This window comes from Olivibacter sp. SDN3 (genome assembly GCF_014334135.1).
Taxonomy (GTDB): domain Bacteria; phylum Bacteroidota; class Bacteroidia; order Sphingobacteriales; family Sphingobacteriaceae; genus Olivibacter.
The window spans coordinates 282,697-299,578 of sequence record NZ_CP060497.1 but is presented as its reverse complement, the minus strand read 5'-3'; the positions used below and the strand labels follow the sequence as shown (position 1 = coordinate 299,578).

At 39.4% G+C, this 16,882-nt stretch carries 18 protein-coding genes; 14 read left to right on the top strand and 4 right to left on the bottom strand.

All coding sequences use genetic code 11. The annotated features are described in order from the left end of the window. The first annotated feature begins 29 nt into the window (after nucleotides 1-29). The 12 genes from H8S90_RS01410 (at nucleotide 30) to H8S90_RS01355 (ending at nucleotide 9,632) form a co-directional block, all read left to right on the top strand. Nucleotides 30-242: a heavy-metal-associated domain-containing protein gene (locus H8S90_RS01410; RefSeq protein ID WP_013663594.1), complete on the top strand. Its 213-nt coding sequence runs from the start codon at nucleotides 30-32 to the stop codon at nucleotides 240-242. A gap of 603 nt (nucleotides 243-845) precedes the next feature. Then, nucleotides 846-1,388, top strand: a complete 543-nt coding sequence (locus H8S90_RS01405) for an AraC family transcriptional regulator (RefSeq protein ID WP_255501760.1) — start codon at nucleotides 846-848, stop codon at nucleotides 1,386-1,388. Between the two features lie 16 nt (nucleotides 1,389-1,404). After that, nucleotides 1,405-2,022 (top strand): DUF305 domain-containing protein, encoded by a 618-nt coding sequence (locus H8S90_RS01400; RefSeq protein ID WP_013663591.1) that lies wholly within the window; start codon nucleotides 1,405-1,407, stop codon nucleotides 2,020-2,022. Between the two features lie 29 nt (nucleotides 2,023-2,051). Further along, nucleotides 2,052-2,396 (top strand): four-helix bundle copper-binding protein, encoded by a 345-nt coding sequence (locus tag H8S90_RS01395; RefSeq protein ID WP_013663590.1) that lies wholly within the window; start codon nucleotides 2,052-2,054, stop codon nucleotides 2,394-2,396. Between the two features lie 70 nt (nucleotides 2,397-2,466). Then, complete coding sequence (locus tag H8S90_RS01390) at nucleotides 2,467-3,621, top strand: DUF418 domain-containing protein (RefSeq protein ID WP_187340870.1); 1,155 nt, start codon at nucleotides 2,467-2,469, stop codon at nucleotides 3,619-3,621. Between the two features lie 123 nt (nucleotides 3,622-3,744). Further along, nucleotides 3,745-3,921: a hypothetical protein gene (locus tag H8S90_RS01385; protein WP_013663588.1), complete on the top strand. Its 177-nt coding sequence runs from the start codon at nucleotides 3,745-3,747 to the stop codon at nucleotides 3,919-3,921. 199 nt (nucleotides 3,922-4,120) lie between these two features. Beyond that, complete coding sequence (locus tag H8S90_RS01380; protein ID WP_187340869.1) at nucleotides 4,121-4,531, top strand: mobilization protein; 411 nt, start codon at nucleotides 4,121-4,123, stop codon at nucleotides 4,529-4,531. After that, nucleotides 4,513-5,802 carry a relaxase/mobilization nuclease domain-containing protein gene (locus H8S90_RS01375; protein ID WP_255501759.1) on the top strand — a complete coding sequence of 430 codons (1,290 nt, stop codon included), beginning with the start codon at nucleotides 4,513-4,515 and terminating at the stop codon, nucleotides 5,800-5,802. The genes H8S90_RS01380 and H8S90_RS01375 overlap by 19 nt, the downstream gene beginning before the upstream one ends. Continuing rightward, nucleotides 5,799-7,811, top strand: a complete 2,013-nt coding sequence (mobC, locus tag H8S90_RS01370; RefSeq protein ID WP_187340868.1) for a conjugal transfer protein MobC — start codon at nucleotides 5,799-5,801, stop codon at nucleotides 7,809-7,811. The genes H8S90_RS01375 and mobC overlap by 4 nt, the downstream gene beginning before the upstream one ends. Nucleotides 7,812-7,898: 87 nt before the next feature. Beyond that, on the top strand, nucleotides 7,899-8,474 hold the full coding sequence (locus H8S90_RS01365) for a hypothetical protein (protein ID WP_187340867.1): 576 nt from the start codon (nucleotides 7,899-7,901) through the stop codon (nucleotides 8,472-8,474). 299 nt (nucleotides 8,475-8,773) lie between these two features. Further along, nucleotides 8,774-9,310, top strand: coding sequence for a MauE/DoxX family redox-associated membrane protein (locus H8S90_RS01360; RefSeq protein ID WP_187340866.1), 537 nt, complete (start codon nucleotides 8,774-8,776; stop codon nucleotides 9,308-9,310). Between the two features lie 34 nt (nucleotides 9,311-9,344). Continuing rightward, on the top strand, nucleotides 9,345-9,632 hold the full coding sequence (locus tag H8S90_RS01355; RefSeq protein ID WP_187340865.1) for a hypothetical protein: 288 nt from the start codon (nucleotides 9,345-9,347) through the stop codon (nucleotides 9,630-9,632). A 22-nt stretch (nucleotides 9,633-9,654) separates the two neighbouring features. On the opposite strand, the gene H8S90_RS01350 is transcribed toward H8S90_RS01355, so the two are convergent. The 4 genes from H8S90_RS01350 to H8S90_RS01335 all read right to left on the bottom strand — a co-directional run bounded on the left by H8S90_RS01350 (nucleotide 9,655) and on the right by H8S90_RS01335 (nucleotide 15,961). After that, complete coding sequence (locus tag H8S90_RS01350) at nucleotides 9,655-11,001, bottom strand: TlpA disulfide reductase family protein (protein ID WP_187340864.1); 1,347 nt, start codon at nucleotides 10,999-11,001, stop codon at nucleotides 9,655-9,657. Continuing rightward, entirely contained in the window at nucleotides 11,001-12,353 is a 1,353-nt protein-coding gene (locus H8S90_RS01345; protein WP_187340863.1) for a RagB/SusD family nutrient uptake outer membrane protein, read from the bottom strand. The genes H8S90_RS01350 and H8S90_RS01345 overlap by 1 nt, the downstream gene beginning before the upstream one ends. 9 nt (nucleotides 12,354-12,362) lie before the next feature. Further along, on the bottom strand, nucleotides 12,363-15,662 hold the full coding sequence (locus H8S90_RS01340) for a SusC/RagA family TonB-linked outer membrane protein (protein WP_187340862.1): 3,300 nt from the start codon (nucleotides 15,660-15,662) through the stop codon (nucleotides 12,363-12,365). Between the two features lie 65 nt (nucleotides 15,663-15,727). Next, the gene (locus H8S90_RS01335) at nucleotides 15,728-15,961 is read right to left on the bottom strand and encodes a hypothetical protein (protein WP_187340861.1); all 234 of its coding nucleotides are present in this window, start codon (nucleotides 15,959-15,961) and stop codon (nucleotides 15,728-15,730) included. Nucleotides 15,962-16,088: 127 nt separating this feature from the next. Here H8S90_RS01335 and H8S90_RS01330 point away from each other — a divergent pair, with 127 nt between their 5' ends. Beyond that, nucleotides 16,089-16,469: a helix-turn-helix transcriptional regulator gene (locus tag H8S90_RS01330; RefSeq protein WP_187340860.1), complete on the top strand. Its 381-nt coding sequence runs from the start codon at nucleotides 16,089-16,091 to the stop codon at nucleotides 16,467-16,469. Nucleotides 16,470-16,479: 10 nt separating this feature from the next. Then, nucleotides 16,480-16,869, top strand: a complete 390-nt coding sequence (locus H8S90_RS01325; protein WP_187340859.1) for a helix-turn-helix domain-containing protein — start codon at nucleotides 16,480-16,482, stop codon at nucleotides 16,867-16,869. Nucleotides 16,870-16,882: the final 13 nt, after the last annotated feature.

The window sequence follows — 16,882 nt, the reverse complement described above, 5'->3', positions numbered from 1 at the left end:
CATTTTTTATTAATTTATCAGTAAATATCATGGGAACATTAACGTTCAAAACAAACATCAAATGCAGCGGCTGTATAGAAACTGTCACCCCTTTTTTGAATAACCTCTCAGAAATTGAAAAATGGGAAGTTGATACCGCTAGCCCGGACAAGATATTAACTGTTCAAGGCGACGAATCGCTAAACGATCAAAAGGTAATATCTTTACTAGAACAAGCCGGATATAAAGCTGAAAAGGCTTAATCCATAACAGGTAGAATTTTCTACCTGTTTTTTATTTTTTTTAAAACAAAAAAAAATCTATTATGTACTAAGATTAAGAAACCGGTTCTCGGTGAAGAATATGAGAAAAGTAGGAGCCATAAATTTTGCAGCATTCTATCTGTTACTTACAACAGGTCTGTTTGTATGTATCTTACATTGTAGCGGCAACTATCTATTTAAAGACGAATCCTCAACTTCATTAGCGCACAATAGTGACAGCAAAGAGCACAAATCAAAAAAGTCTTGCGACAAAGGAAAAGATTGCGATTGTTGTAAAGAGCATGGCGAATATGTCATTAAGGAAAATATCACAACCCAAAAACAAACGCTAGACGGGCCTGGATTATATTGCTTGCTTGGTCAAGAAAAAAGATTTCTATATACATTCAATGCGACCGAGGTAAAATTGCAGGTATGTTCTATGGATACGGGGCCACCCAAGGTTCGAAAGAAGCCCATTTATATACTAAACCAAACCCTCCTTATTTGATTTCAAGCTGTCTCGTAAGATTCTTCTCAAGAGATCAGTAACTCTATTTTTTTATTAAGCTTGAAAATTACATGTTATTACACATTAAAAATATGGTGTGCGACCGTTGTATAATGGTTGTTCGCCAACAATTAGAAAATCTGGGATTACAGATTTTAGAGATATCGCTGGGTACGGTCAAAGTATCGGTTGATCCAACGGAGGAACAATTACATCAGATCAGCTCATCTTTGAATATTTTAGGCTTTGAGTTATTAAATAAAGAAAAGAACCAGCTTATCGAACGTATAAAAAATGTCGTGATCGAGCTTGTGCACCATTCCGATCTTAAAAATTTAAATGAGAGTATAATGAATGTTGTCTGCAGGCGTCTAAATAAAGATCAAGCATATTTAAGTCGACTTTTTTCTGACTCTCAAGGTGTTACCATTGAGCGATATATTATCCAGCAGAAAGTCGAAAGGGTAAAAGAATTATTATTATATGGAGAATTAACTCTCAATGAGATTTCCTATGAAATGGGGTATAGCAGTACTGCTCATCTTTCGAATCAATTTAAGTCTATTACCGGATTAACTCCAAGCCGGTTCAAAGGACTGAATAAGCAGGTAAGACTATCACTTGATAAAGTTTAAAATTAAAACACCTACTATGAAAAACGTTGTTAAACTAACGCTGTTGGCAACAGTTGCCATTGCATTTTTGTCCTGTTCAAAAGACGATGATACCATTAAAATTGAGGAGCATGATAAAAACACGATGATGGGTATCATGCATGAAATGATGGATAATATGCATGCTATGCAATTTACCAAAGATCCGAACATCGATTTTGCCATGATGATGCGTATGCATCACGAGGGGGCGATTAAGATGTCGGATCAGGAGCTATCGACAGGAACTGACGCTACCATGCGCAAAACGGCCGAAAACATTATAGCCGCCCAACAGGCTGAAATAGCGGAATTAACAACTTTTCTCGAAAGTAATGAGCCGTCAGTTGTTAATGAAGAATTTCAGATGAAAACGATGGAGGGCATGGAAAAATCGTCTAAAAATGCCGATTTACAAGTCATCAACGGTAGTACCGACGAGGATTTTGCTACATTAATGATTGTCCATCATCAAAGTGCAATTGAAAGCTCGCAACTGCTTCTACAGCTGGGTGAGAGCGAACAAATGAAGGCAATGGCAAAGAAGATAATCGACGACCAACAAAAAGAGATCGCCGAATTACAAGATTGGATATTGGCCAATCGGAACAATTAATCATTTTTTTAACATTAAACATTTTATTTATGTCACATCAAGAGTATCAAAACTGCATTGAAGCATGTAATGCTTGTGCAGTTATCTGCAACCACTGTGCTATCGCATGTTTAAATGAAGAAGATGTAAGTCATCTAAAAAAATGCATTCAATTAGATCTAGAATGCGCAGCGATCTGTCGATCGGCTGCAGAAGTTATGAGCTTAGGAAGTAGATACAGCGAACAGATCTGTAAAGTCTGCGCTGAAATCTGTAATGCATGCGCAGAAGAATGTGAAAAGCATGCCAGTATGGGGATGGAACATTGCCGCGAATGCGCGGAAGCTTGCCGTAGATGTGCGCAAGCATGTGAGGAAATGTCTCATGTAGCTTAACTGATCAGCGGGGCTCTATTGAAGATGGAGCCTCGCTGGTTCATTACAATTAATCACCTATGCTACCTACATGTTTAAAGCCTGTACAACCTTAACAGAATCAGTTGAAGAACGGAGAAATCAGCAACCTGTTAGAATTGATATTATCGATGCGTTAAGAGGATTCTGTCTATTAGGCATTATTCTTGCACATGCCGATAGTATTTATAGACTCGGAACAGACCTCGACGTTTTAAGTAATGCCGATAATTATGTTAGCCTTCTTTTAGCATTATTTATACACAAGAAATTTTACACGATATTCGCATTTTTATTCGGTTTAAGTTTTTCCATCCAATTAAAAAATGCTCGAAGTAAAATGGAAAAATTTACATTAAAATATACTTGGAGACTTGTGATCCTCTTTTGTATTGGTTTTCTGCACAACCTGCTTTATCCTTTTGATATTCTACAGATTTATGCGGCAATGGGCTTACTTTTGCTTGTATTCAAGGACGTAACCGGCAAAGACTGTCTATATATGTTTTTTTTCTTCTTTTTATTAAGTTCTTTTAGTTTTTCTTATAAAAAGGAAATATATGAGTTCACTGGCTATTTAAAAATAGGTGACTCATATTTACCAAGATTTGTTTCAAGGCAGATTTCATCAGGACTTTTCTTTATGATAATTGGGCTTTTCATTCTTGGAAAATGGCTTGGCGAAAGAGACTTATTAACCTTTTCAAGAAATGTTACAGTAATAAAGAAATGTTTGTTGTATTCTATTTTATCCTTTATTATCCTTTGGTTATCTGGTCGTGTATTTGATGATAGATTAAATCAATTGAAAATCTTTAACGTTTTTATGTCTGTAAGAATTTCGGCAATGGAGTTAATGTTATCAGCAATTTATGTATTTGTCTTTGCTCTTGGATATATTATGTTTTCCAGAATAAGCATTTTAAAGTTTCGGGTATTTGCCGCTGTCGGAAGAATGGGACTAACCAATTACATTGTTCAGACCGTATTTTTTTATGCATTATTTCATACTAATCTTAATTTTTCTAAAAATTACGGTCTGTCAATTACTGTTTTATTTGCAATAATCTTCTATATGGTGCAGATAAAAATTTCACAATGGTGGTTTAACAGATATAAACTAGGGCCTTTGGAATGGTTCTGGCGGATTAGTACCGACCTTAAATACCTTAGTAATGTGCGAGAAAAAAGTTTGTGTAGGAAATGATATAGCAATCAAATGTGGTTTCTTTAATAAAGGTTTTTTTAATTTTTCTTTCACCACCACCCAACAAGTTGTCAATGACTTGAATAAATTCTCTCAACTTTGCCTGTAAATAAAGTCAGAGCCATGAAAAGAATTAAAAAGAAAAGACAAACGGGAACGGCAGATTTTCCAAAGAATCTTCATCCTACTATCAAACCTTTCCGCAACACTAGGACACGTATACGTCAACTTTTACGTTCTTTTATACCTCTTCATTCTCATCAGGAGGGAGAAGCCATTGAACCTCTTTCCCCCAATTAGGGTATGGCCATTTATGTTCAAAAAAAATAATCCATTAATAGATAACCCAAGCTCAGACTACGTACTGGTCGGTCAATTATGGCCCACGCGGGTGGGCAGCAAAGATGTATTTTCGTATACGAAAATATCTTTGCCGTCCTTGAGGCCGGGTACTTTGCTCGGAACTCGCAAAGTCTGAACTTTCTAAAAGGTGTGATTTATGCCCAGGAAAAAAATCAAAGATCAAGAACAGGTACTTACTAATCCGATTGTTATAAGGGTCACCTTGAATGAGTTTAATAAGCTTGAAAAGGTCAGGAAAGAAAGTGATTGCAGGAGCATTGGAGAAGTGGTCAGAAAGATGCTTTTAAAACAACGGATAACCTACCTGCACAAGGATATTTCTATGAATGGTCCTATGGAAGAGCTTGCATTGATAAGAAAAGAGATTAAAGCTATAGGTGTCAATATCAATCAGCAGACGCATCGTTTTCATACCAGTCAGAATGAGGCTGAACGGGCCTTTTTTGCTCTTAAAACAGCCAGTACCTATAAACAGATGGAACCCAAGCTGGAACATCTGTTAAGTATCGTTTCAAAACTTGCTGAAAAATGGTTGCACGGATCATGATAGGTAAAAGTATACGCGGCATACTGCATTATAATGAGCAGAAGGTTGCGGAAGGTTCTGCCACGCTGATTATGGCCAGCGGCTTTGCGTATGACATCGACAAACTTGACTTCGCTCATAAACTTAGACGGTTTGAACACCTAATCTGCCTTAAACCAAGCGTAAGCACGAATGCACTCCATATCTCGTTGAACTTCCATTCAAGTGAAAAACTGGATGACACTAAAATGCAACAGATCGCAGCAGCCTATATGGAACGTATCAGGTTTGGTGACCAACCTTTTCTGGTATATCGGCACCACGATGTTTCCCATCAGCATTTCCATATCGCAACGGTAAATATAAAAAAGGATGGCAACTCCATCGACCTACATAATATAGGGAGGATAAAATCGGAACAGGCAAGAAAATTCATAGAGAAAGAATTTGGCCTGATAAGAGCGGAGAGCAAAACATATCATCCAGAGCCAGCTATAAAGGCAATTGATCCTGAGAGGATACAATATGGTCATTTGCCTACCAAAAGGGCAATCGCCAGTGTGGTTACGACGGTGATGAATAGCTATAAGTTCACGTCACTTGCAGAATTTAATGCAGTGCTCAAACAGTTCAATGTCGTGGCAGACAGGGGGAGTGAGGAAAGCGAAATGTTCAGAAAAAAAGGTCTTCTTTATTCAGTACTGGACAGACAGGGCCATAAGGTTGGAGTTCCGATCAAGGCAAGCAGCTTTTATAGTAAACCTATCCTTAAACGGTTGGAAAGAAAGTTTGAACAAAATGTCGAGAAAAGAAAACCTTATCGAGCTGATTTAAAAAATCGAATCGATCAGGCGATCAGCAAATACGAACACATTACCAAGCAGACACTAATTACCGAATTACAAAAACGTGGGATATCGCTTATTTTTCGCCAGAATGAAGAAGGGTTTATATACGGCGCTACATTTATTGATCACCGGTGTAAAACCGTTTTTAATGGCAGCAGTCTTGGGAAAGCTTACAGTGCAAAAGCCCTGAAGGAAAAACTTGCCGAAAACGATAAGATCACGACCTATCTGGCGAAACCAAAAAGAATAAACAGTTACCTAAAACCCCTCAGTGAAGAAAAGCGCCTTCAATATACCGAAAAAATCAACCTTTCCGATCTGACTGTCTCTACTACTACAACTGATAAAATACTAAAAGATCTTCTTGATCCCGAGTATACCGGATATGCACCTTCTATAACCTCTAAAAAGAAAAAAAGAAGAATAAAGCGAAAAAAACCATGAACACAGGAGAAGATATACAGGGATTGAGGAAAATCATTGACTTTTCCCGACTGATCAGCATATTCATATTGGCTATCCATTTCTATCTATTCTGTTATAAAGCTTTTGAACAATGGGGCTGGATAGCCGAAATTACCGATCGAATCATAAGTATTATTGCAAAGACGGGCCTTTATTCCGACATCTTCTTGCCCAAACTAGCTGCACTGGGTTTGTTATCGATATCCCTGTTGGGAGCAAAGGGCAAAAAGGATGAAAAGATGAAGGTAAGGGTGATCGTTTGCTATATTATTACCGGACTGTTACTTTACTTCATAAGTATACTTTGTTTTTATATCCCTTCCGGAATAGCGGTCATTGCTGCACTCTATATGCTGGTAACATCAATAGGTTACCTCCTGATCCTCACGGGAGGAGTATACCTCTCAAGGCTATTGAAAGAAAAGCTTAGCCATGATATCTTTAATACCGAGAATGAAACCTTTCCACAGGAAGAACGGTTATTGGAAAATGAATTTTCCGTTAACCTCCCGACAAAATACCAGCTTAAGGGGAAGATAAGGAACGGTTGGATAAACTTCATCAATCTTTTCAGAGGCTTGTTGGTAGCCGGAACCCCTGGCGCGGGGAAAAGTTACTTTGTCATTCGCCATATCATTGATCAGCATATAAAAAAGGGGTTCTCCGTCTTCTTATATGATTTTAAATTCGATGATCTGTCCAGGATTACCTATAATGCATTATTGAGATATCGGAAGAATTATACCGTGAAGCCAACCTTTTGGGTGATCGATTTCGAGAAAATATATCATCGGTGCAATCCCTTGGATCCCGAAAGTATGGACGATATAACCGATGCTACGGAGGCAAGCCGTACCATTATGCTTGGCCTTAACCGCGACTGGATAAAAAAGGAAGGTGACTTCTTTGTAGAGAGTCCCATAAACTTCCTAACAGCCATTATCTGGTTTCTTCGGAAGTATGAAGACGGGAGATATTGCACCCTGCCGCATGTTATAGAGCTGATGCAAGTGGATTATGATCCGCTTTTTGCCGTATTGCAACAGGAGGAACAGATCAAGGTACTGATAAACCCATTTATATCCGCCTTTCAGAATAATGCAAAAGAGCAGCTTGAAGGACAGATCGCCAGCGCAAAAATCGGATTGGCCAGATTATCCTCGCCCCAATTATATTATGTTCTGAGCGGCAATGATTTTACCTTGGATGTTAATAACCCAAAAGCTCCAAAAATCGTATGCGTTGGTAACAACCCGCAGAAACTACAGGTGTTCGGCCCTGTACTTTCCCTCTTCATTTCAAGAATGATAAAACTGGTCAACAGGAAAGGCCAACTTAAAAGCAGCCTTATTTTTGATGAGTTTCCAACTATCTACTTTAACAATATCGATAGCCTTATTGCTACAGCAAGGAGCAACAAAGTAGCCACGGTATTAGCCGTTCAGGATTTCAGCCAGCTAAAAAAAGATTACGGGGCAGACCAAGCAGATGTAATAACCGGAATTGTCGGGAATATTATCAGCGGACAGGTGACCGGCGATACTGCAAAAAAATTATCTGAGACATTTGGCAAAATTGTTCAGGATCGACAGAGTCTGAGCATAAACAGCAGTGACACATCCATCTCAAAATCTACGCAGTTGGATGCCGCCATTCCGGCAAGCAAGATAGCAACACTCTCATCAGGCGTGTTTGTTGGCGTTGTTGCCGACAACCCGGACTGTAAGATACCACAGAAAATTTTTCATGCAGAAATACAGAATGACCATGAGGCAATAAAGGCAGAGGAAGCTTCTTATAGAGATATACCGCTTGTTGAAAAGGTGACATCAGAGGACATACAGGAAACCTATCTCAATATAAAGGATGATATACAGCAGTTGATAACAAAAGAGCTAGCAAAGATAACCGCGTCACTGCCCAAACAGAATGAGGCCCACAAAAAAAATACTCCACCGCTCCCTGAACAGGCGTCCTTGTCTTTATAAAGTGCTTTTTTTAACCGTATCAACAAAAGGGTGGTTAATCCGTACCACCCTAACCACCCATTTTATTGAAAAAATAATTTTTCCTTTATGGATAAAATTCAGGCTATGGTGGAATTACGACAAAGACTACAATCCCTAAAAACAGCTAACGAAAAGACCATCATGTTGTTAGAGGATCTCTTCTCCCCAATTTCATTTAAACGAAGCTGGGTGATTTCCTATCCTACAGGTATTTCTACTGCATATCTTTATTATATCACAGGTGGTCTAGTAAGAGGTGTGGTTTCTAAATCCAGTGGAGACTACTGCTTATGGATAATCGACAAAGGTTTTATAGTGCCGGGTAATGGCTTTCTATCCGGAACAAAAAAAGAGGAACTTATTCAGGTTTTAAATGATACAGACGGATACGCCCTTAACCTTTTACGCGCAGATGCCATTGCGCGTAACAACATCAATATGTACAGAATGCTACTGGAAATTTATGAAGAGGCCGTAGTGGAAGGTGCCGGAAGAGAGATCATGCTGCGAATTAAAAATGCAACAGACCGATATAACTACTTTCTTATGGAATATCCTGATCTTGCCAGAAAATTGACCGTTGAACAACAGGCCCAATACCTACAAATTGACAGGAGATATCTGTACAAGATTATCAAATAAAACCACTACTTTAAAATCGTAGGTTTTCTCTTCACCAAGCCGAAAATAAGCAGATTTTCACATAAGCTATTTTTATGGGGTGAAACCATTTTATTCCTCACTACATTTCTTTCAAAACTGCTCTAGTTCAACATAAAGGATGCTTAAGCATGATTAATGACCTAAAGTTTATCGCTTTTGTGACAAGAATCTGTGTCTTTTACGACAAAACCATGTCTCATATCCGACAAAAGTTTTCGAAAACTGATATAAAGATTTATTTCTCACTTTCAGAACTTTATCACATAAGATTACAGATAATGAAAGTGGCAATATTTCAAAAAAATAATCTATTATGCAAACTTAATGGCAAGTTCCGGCACTTATGGGGAGCCGTTCGCTCATGGAACTGGAAAGAAATACTTATGATTGGCACAGTTGTATTTGTCATCATTTTATTTTCGTATACCGCTGTAAGCAAACTGCTGGGTTATGAAAAATTTGTCTTTCAAATGCGGCTTGCTCCCGTTCCTTTTATGAAAACTATGGCACCGGTTATCGGCAGGGTTCTTCCATGGATCGAATTGGCGCTGGTGGTAATGCTCTATAAGGAAAAAACAAGGTTGTTGGCCTATAAAGCCTCATTTGTGCTGATGGTTTTATTCGAAATTTATATTACGTGGATGAAAGTTGTTTCCGTCAGGACCGGAATCACCCTACCTTGTACGTGTGGCGGGATTTTATCCCGAATGGGTTGGGAGCAGCACCTTTTTTTCAACGCTTCTGTAATTGTGCTTTTACTACTGTCGATTTATTGGCATAGAGGAAAATATCCAAACAAAAATAACAAACCATAATTCACATATTTTTTCACTCTAAAACTTTAAAATTATGAAAAAGTTAAGTTCAAAATCAAAAATCCTTTTAGGAGCATTCTTGTTGGGAAGTTCAATTGCGGTAGCAACAGAACTCGCGAACCAACCAAATGCTCAGGAGACCAGGTATGATTGGGAAAGTACAAGCATTGCACCTGAAAATCCCAGCTCGTCTTTGCAAAACGCAACCACTCAGGAAGCGATCGATCATTACGGCTGCGAAAATGGCGCCAATGTCTGCGCTAACGGCGAGAAGGTTAGTGGCCCGGGGCCAGATGCCACCACATTGAATTTTGGCCTATAACACTACTTTGAGATATGGAGTCTTAGGGCTCCATATCTCTTATAATGGTTATTGGATATTTATGTTTTTCCAATTTCGTACTAAAACCATATCTCTTTTTTAACATACCTTTAATCTCTTCGTAGCTTGGAAGACGACCATTGTCAAATCTTAAAGCCACATCAATCGGAAATTTTAGTTCTGTTTTATCGATAAAAGGCGGGTCAGCAGGTATGCTATTGAGATTTGGCTTTACCTTTTCGTTTATGTAATGGAATAATTCTACTGGAGAAACACGTTTTGCCGTTAGCCCATCTGAATTCACCTGAATATAAGAAGTATCGGCCTGTGATGCTTTCAGTAACCCGCTCTCCTTTACGTAAATGCTTGTGCACAATATCTTTTCCCGTCTTTTCTCAATATCAAATTTGAATACCCGTTTCAGATCATTCAACATAAAGTCGAAAAAAGCGGTATCCTGAAATGGTTTTGGGAGTGTCAGTTCGTAACAGTATAGATTATCTTTCATCCAATTTGCCTTGGTTTTATACTTCGATCGGTTAAACGATTCCGGGCACTCACTCGGCCAGAAGTATCTGGTCGAATCCTTGGTTTCTATCCGCATAAGGTGGTAGTAGTTCCGAATGGATTTTTCCATACCGACTACGGACCAAAGTAAATGAGAGAGCGAAACATTAAAGGAAAAGAAACGAATTATCTCACGCTTTTTTGGATTCCAAGATCTCCGATAAGAAAGCCCTCCCGGAATTCCTTCCATGTAACTTGTCAAAATAGACCTTGAAATAAAATTTGAATCGCCTTTATGGAACGTTTCATTAAAGTTGAAACCAATCGCATCATTTTTGTTTTTGGTCAGCGATGATTTGCCCCTAATAAGCAGATCTATATTTGATTGGGTTATCCCTTCCGAACCGGTAATATTCCGTACTGTTCCTGAACTATCGATCAAAACGTTATGCGGAATGATCCGATGACTGAAAATTTGGTGTAATACGGAATCTCCCGGAAGAACCGCTACACTCTTCAGTTTTAAATCAGGGTGTTTTTCCAGAAACGATACTGTATGGTCCCTGGATTCATAAGTAACGGAAATAACGTTTAGTTTATCTGCATTCACCTTTGCCAGCGAATCCAATATGGGCAATTCCTTTAGGCACGGTACACACCATGACGCCCAAAAATTAATAATCAATACCTTCCCCTTGTAAAATTCTTTCAGATCTTTTGCTTCCCTTTTGCCTAAAAAGCCCTTAAGAGCGATCTGTGGAACCTTGTCCCCGATTTTCAGGCTAGGCACTGCTCTATTCTGCGCATGTAACAGATTATTCAGAGACAAGGAAAGCATGATTATCAATGTTAGTTTTTTCATTAGTATCCGGGATTTTGAGTTAAATTTTGATTGACATTGATTTCACGCTGAGGTATGGGTAAAAGATCAGAATGTTCGGTCCAATTTGGCTTATATTTGCTCATCACATTATAAATGCGCTCTGTACGCTTTAAGTCGATATACCTATAGCCCCATTCCATAAACATCTCTACTCTCTTTTCTTGTTCCAGCGCCTTGAAGCATTCTTGGCTGTTTAAATCAGCGGGAAGTGAAGAAAGTCCGGCCCGTACCCGTATTGTATTAATATCGTCTATTGCACCCGCGGTATTTCCTAGGTGTAGTTCCGCTTCGGCTCTTATTAAATATTGTTCCGAGCAACGAAGGGCAATGAGGTACTCGGGAAAAGAGGTGCTGCCTGACGAACGATTTTTGTATTTGTAAGAATAATAGTAGGTTGTTCCGTTTGCTGTAATCGTTCCCGTCCAGTTAACTTTCCTTTGATCTTCCTCTTCGAAAGCCTGCACTAAACCGCTGGACAAGGAATATGCCGGTACCCCGGAAAGTGCTATCAGGTTCGTCGCATCCTGAATGAACCCGTTCTGTGTCCAGAATTGGAAAATGGTTTCTCTACTGCCGGATCGGAAAACAACAGACAGATCTGATAAAGGAGTAAAATATTGCGAATTGATCACTTCGCTGGCAGCAGAGTAAGCTTCTTCCCACTTTTCCTGTTGTATAAGCAGTCTCGATAGCAGTGCCGTGGCAGCCCATCGATTTGCCCTTGTTCGCGAAAGTGGTCCGTCAGGACTGGTCGAAAGTAACACCTTTGATTCGGTGAGGTCGTCAACTATCTGATTAGTGATCTCTGACGATTCGGTTCTTGCACTCGATGCATTCAGGGTAACATCGGTAGTGAGGATAAGAGGGACATCCCCAAACGTATTGGCCAGGTAATAATAGGCAAATGCCCTAATAAATTTTGCTTCCCCGATCGCTTTCGTGGAAACCTGCGAAGGAATAGAGGAAGAATTTGTGAGCTGCTCAATGATGTCATTCGCTTGGTAAATAACAGCATAAAGCCTGCTCCATATGTTCAATATCATAGAATTGGCTGCAAGAATATTTCCATTATAAAATTCCAGCACCTCCTGGTTTGATCCCTGATATTGGAGCTCATCAGTGTACAGACCCATGTACTTATTGTAAGAGACGTCTATAGAACGGTTAAACTGATCATACATGTTTGCGACGGCCCCGTTCAGCGTAGCCGTGTCAGCAAATACCTTGTCTGTGGTAAGCTGGTTCTCGGGTGTATTTATTTCCACCCATCTCTCGCATGCGGAGAAGACAATGATAAATAATGATAGGATAAATTTTATGTTTGCTTTCATATCAAGAGGTTAAAATGAAGCCCGTATCCCGAGCAAAAGCGTACGCGTGGGTGGTAAGTTGTTTGCGGACGTTGTTAAGGCTCCTGACTCAGGATCTAATAGCGCCGATCTCTTATCCCATAATGTAAACAGGTTCTGTGCTTGCGCATAAATTGTCAGGTTATCGATTTTGTTAAAAAAGATCCGGCCGAAGTCGTAGGAACAACCAATCGTTTTCAACCTGAAATACGACGCATCAAAGAAATTACCTGAAGATTGCCTGAACCGCGAGTTATTACTGGTGGAAGCAGCAGGCATATCTGTGACGGTATTTTCAGGTGTCCATCTTTCCAGTACGGTTGAAAAGCTATTATAAAACGATCCCGGTGTATAATTCAAACCTCCCATAGCCATTTGCTTGGCAAACTGTCCGAAGATATCGACCGTCCATTTGCCGAATGATAAATTACTCCCGATACCTCCATAATAATCCGGTGTTTGCTTCCCAATTGTGAAAAACGCATCTGTAGCGGAGGAAGGTAGCGATGTCAGCTCACCTGAAATAGTTTCAAATAAAGGTTTTCCTTTTTCATCCAAACCGGTAAACTTGTATCCATAAATTCTTGAAATATCTTCATCTATCACCAAAGTTCTTGCATAACTTGAATTTTCTAAATTGTCAAATTCCTTAAGTACAGTCTTGGGAATAGTAATGTTAAAAGTGGATGTCCACCTAAACCGATCGGTTGCTATTATATTGGCCGATACTTCTACCTCCCATCCGGAATTGCTTACTTTAGCGGGCAGGTTTGCCTGATAACTGGTGAAACCCGTCATAGAAGGTATCGTGTACGCAACTAATTGGCTCTTACTTGTATTCATGTATCGGTTGGCATTTATTAACAGCCTATCCTTGAACAGCCCCACTTCAACGGCCATCTCTATTTTTTTGGTCTTTTCCCAACGGAAATTCGAATTGGCGATACGCAGGGGCGCGAGTGCAGCAACGCCTTCGTATTGGTAGCTGGAATTGCCGTAGGTAGAAAGATATTGGTAGTCGCTTATTTGGTCATTTCCTGTCGTGCCGAAACTGGCACGGAGCTTTCCATGGCTTAAAATGCCGCTGGATTTTAAAAACCTTTCTTCGCTGAACAGCCATGCAATCCCTACGGCGCCGAATGTTCCGATTTTGTTGTTGGGACCGAATCTGGAAGATGCATCTCTCCGTATGGCACCGTTCACAACGTACTTTTCTTTGAGACTGAAAGTTGCCCGACCGAATACCGAGGCATATCTGTATTGTGAGAAACTGTTGGAAAGCAAATAATCTGTTGCTGAGGCTAGGTTCTCCATTAAACTGGCTGTACTGAAATTATTGGCTCTGATAAATTCACCTGACGAATTGTTGTTCTGATATGTTCCGCCCAGCATGAGAGTTAAATTGGACGAACCGAAGCGTTTCGTATAATTGATCTGAGGCTCTATGATCAACGAGTTATTGCCATTATTACCAAAATTGGTATAATTGATTGACCCGGGGTACAGCGCGATACCTGGAAAAACCTGTCGCTGCACAAAATTGATCCTGTTATAACCGGCACTTACTGCAATATTAATCGCTTCGTCAAGGTTATACTTAAGCTGAATATTGGTTAAAAAATTGTCATTCTTCGACTTGGAATAGGCATTCATCTCCGCAACCACGTTCGAACTGTGCCAGTTGAAACTGCCGTCCTCGTTATAGATGGGATAATTCGGAGGGAGCATTAAATTGAAGTATGTATTGGAGGAGGGATTGACCAATCTGTTATTATCCAGCGTGAAAAAATTGGATAAATTCACCTGAAATTTTTGATTAGCGGATTGATGCTGAATGTTGGTTGCCAAACTTCCTCTTGCGTATTTGTTGTCGCCCGGAAGATAGGTGCTTTCCGCTCGATAGTTTCCGTTAACGGTAAATTGGGTTTGAGCGTTCCCTCCTGATACTCTTGCAGATAGGTTGGTAATACTGCCCGTACCGCCGAGTAAAAATTCCGGCCAATTTCGATTTAGCGTGTCGTTCCAAACGGTCAGCTCCGGCGCATAATCAGCTGAATTCGGATCCGATGAAGGCGATCTTCCATCGTTTGTAAAGGCTTCCTCCCGAATAGTCCGATATTCTTCCATGTTTAGTAATTTGGGAAGGTTTGCCACTTGGTTCAGGGCATTTGATATGTCGATCGCTATTTTCGTATTTCCCTGCTTCCCCTTTTTTGTAGTAATCAATACCACCCCGTTACTTCCGCGACTTCCATAAATAGCAGTAGCGTCAGCATCTTTTAGAATAGTAATGCTTTCAATGTCGTTTGGGTTGATGGCATTCAAAGGACTGGCAAGACCATTTATCGCACTGGTAGACAGGACACTGATTGACGTTAAATTGCCAACTGAGGAATTGAAAGGCACCCCGTCGATTATATATAGTGGACTTGTTCCCGCGGCAATTGAACCCTTACCCCTGATCTGAATGTTTATATTTCCACCAGGTAACCCGTTTGTTGTCTGTACGAACACACCGGGCATCCTGCCGGACAAGGCCGATAATACATTTGTTACGGGTTGTTGGTCAATTTCTTTTGCGGAGATGGAAGAAACGCTTCCCGTATTAAAACGTTTGCTGGTTTCTCCGTAACCTATAACTTGAATTTCATCGAGCACATTTTCTTCAGGAGAAAGAGTGACGATATATTCATCATCTTCGCTAATTGAGAAAAGTAGGGACTTGCTTCTATAGCCCATATGTGATATACGTAATGTTCCTTTTGCCAAAGCAGTCTTGATAATAAAATTTCCATTTGGTTCCGTCTTCGTAGAAATGTTATTGCCAACAATACTTATAGTTGATCCCGTAAGTGGATCATTATTAACTACTGATAACACTTTGCCCTTAAGTACATATTGCCGTAAAGCCACGCCGGTGGCAGCCTCCGGGAAGGAGGACTGCCGGGCGTGTGCCAAACAAACACAGAACAAAATCTTTAAGGTTATAAGGTAAAAGGCGTAAGGTTTAGGGGCGCGCAAGACCACTCCGTTCAAACCCATCTTTATGCCTGTTTTATATGGGTATCTATTGGCGACCTTTAAAGTGTGATTCGCAATGATCTTATGTCGTTGGTCCCTACACACGGTCGTTCGTCCCAAAAAATGAGGACGGACAATAGTGTGGAGATTGATGATATTTCTTTTATTAGTACTGCTTTTCTTGAATCGGGATTTAGCTGATAGCCGATCGCCGGAAGCCGATAGCTCGCCTTTTGGGCACAGCAAACCCCTTATGAGCGTTAAATTCATTTTCTGTGATTACGGTTTGGTTAAAAATTAGGTTGAACTTCTTTATGGAAAGAAGGAGAAAAGGGCTAAACAGGAGATTTAATAAGGTTCTTGTATAGATTCTTTTCAGTGCCCTTTTTCTCAGCACATTGAATTGTCAGATTGAAATCAGAGGTGCTGACAATGATTTCTTCATCGTCAAAGAGTGTTACTATCGGATAAAATTTAGTTGGTTGGTGTGGAAAAAGCTTAGGTATAAGACGACCATGGACCTCTCTTAGGACGGCTTTAATCGATTTAGGTACCTTTTTCTTTTTCATAATCTTGTGTTAGGTATTTGCAAAGAAAAGTGATATGGTGCTTTATATAAAAAAAAGTACTTCTCATATAGGAAGTATTACTTACTTTAAAGGAAGTTTATTATATTTGAAGATAAAATACAAAATCATGAACATAGGGAATAACATACAAGAAATTAGAGCTAAAAAAGGATATACAACAAAATTTATGGCTGACGAAATAGGAATCACCGAAGAGGAATACAAAGATATTGAAGCGGGAGGGGATGTGCTTTGGAGTGTAGTAGAGGCCATCGCAAATAGACTTTCTGTAAATATTGTTGACTTAATCTTGTTAGACGACGCACCTTTTGGAATAAGAAATTACTTCAATAACAATAACGGAAATCAAGGAACGATAGTTAACGTCCAGTCTGTTGATCAGGAGGAAGTAAGAAAAGCGTACAAAGAATTATATTTCGAGCAAGTAAAGCGCATACCTAGACTTGAAAAACTGTTATTAGAAAATAATATACAATTTGATTTTTAACGATTAGAGCATGAAAATCGGTAGTAATATCAGAGAGATTAGGGAGTTCGAAAAGAATTTAAAAAGATCTTATGTTGCTGAAAAACTCAAAATTACTACACGAGCCTATGCTAATATAGAAAATGACATGGCGAATATTACACTAGATCGGTTAGAAGAAATCGCCAATATTCTTGGGTGTACGCCCCTATATATCTTAACTTATAAAGAGAAGAAAAGAGATTTCTATAATACAATCCATAATAATAATGGAAATCAGGGTACTATTAAAATCAATCAAGCGAGTAATAGTGTTACTCTAGGAATTATATATGATTTACAGAAAGAGCTGATAGAAAGTGAAAGGAAGAGGATTAAATTACTTGAAGAGCTTCTTAAAGAGAATAAAATAGAGTTTTAATTAAAAACAGTAA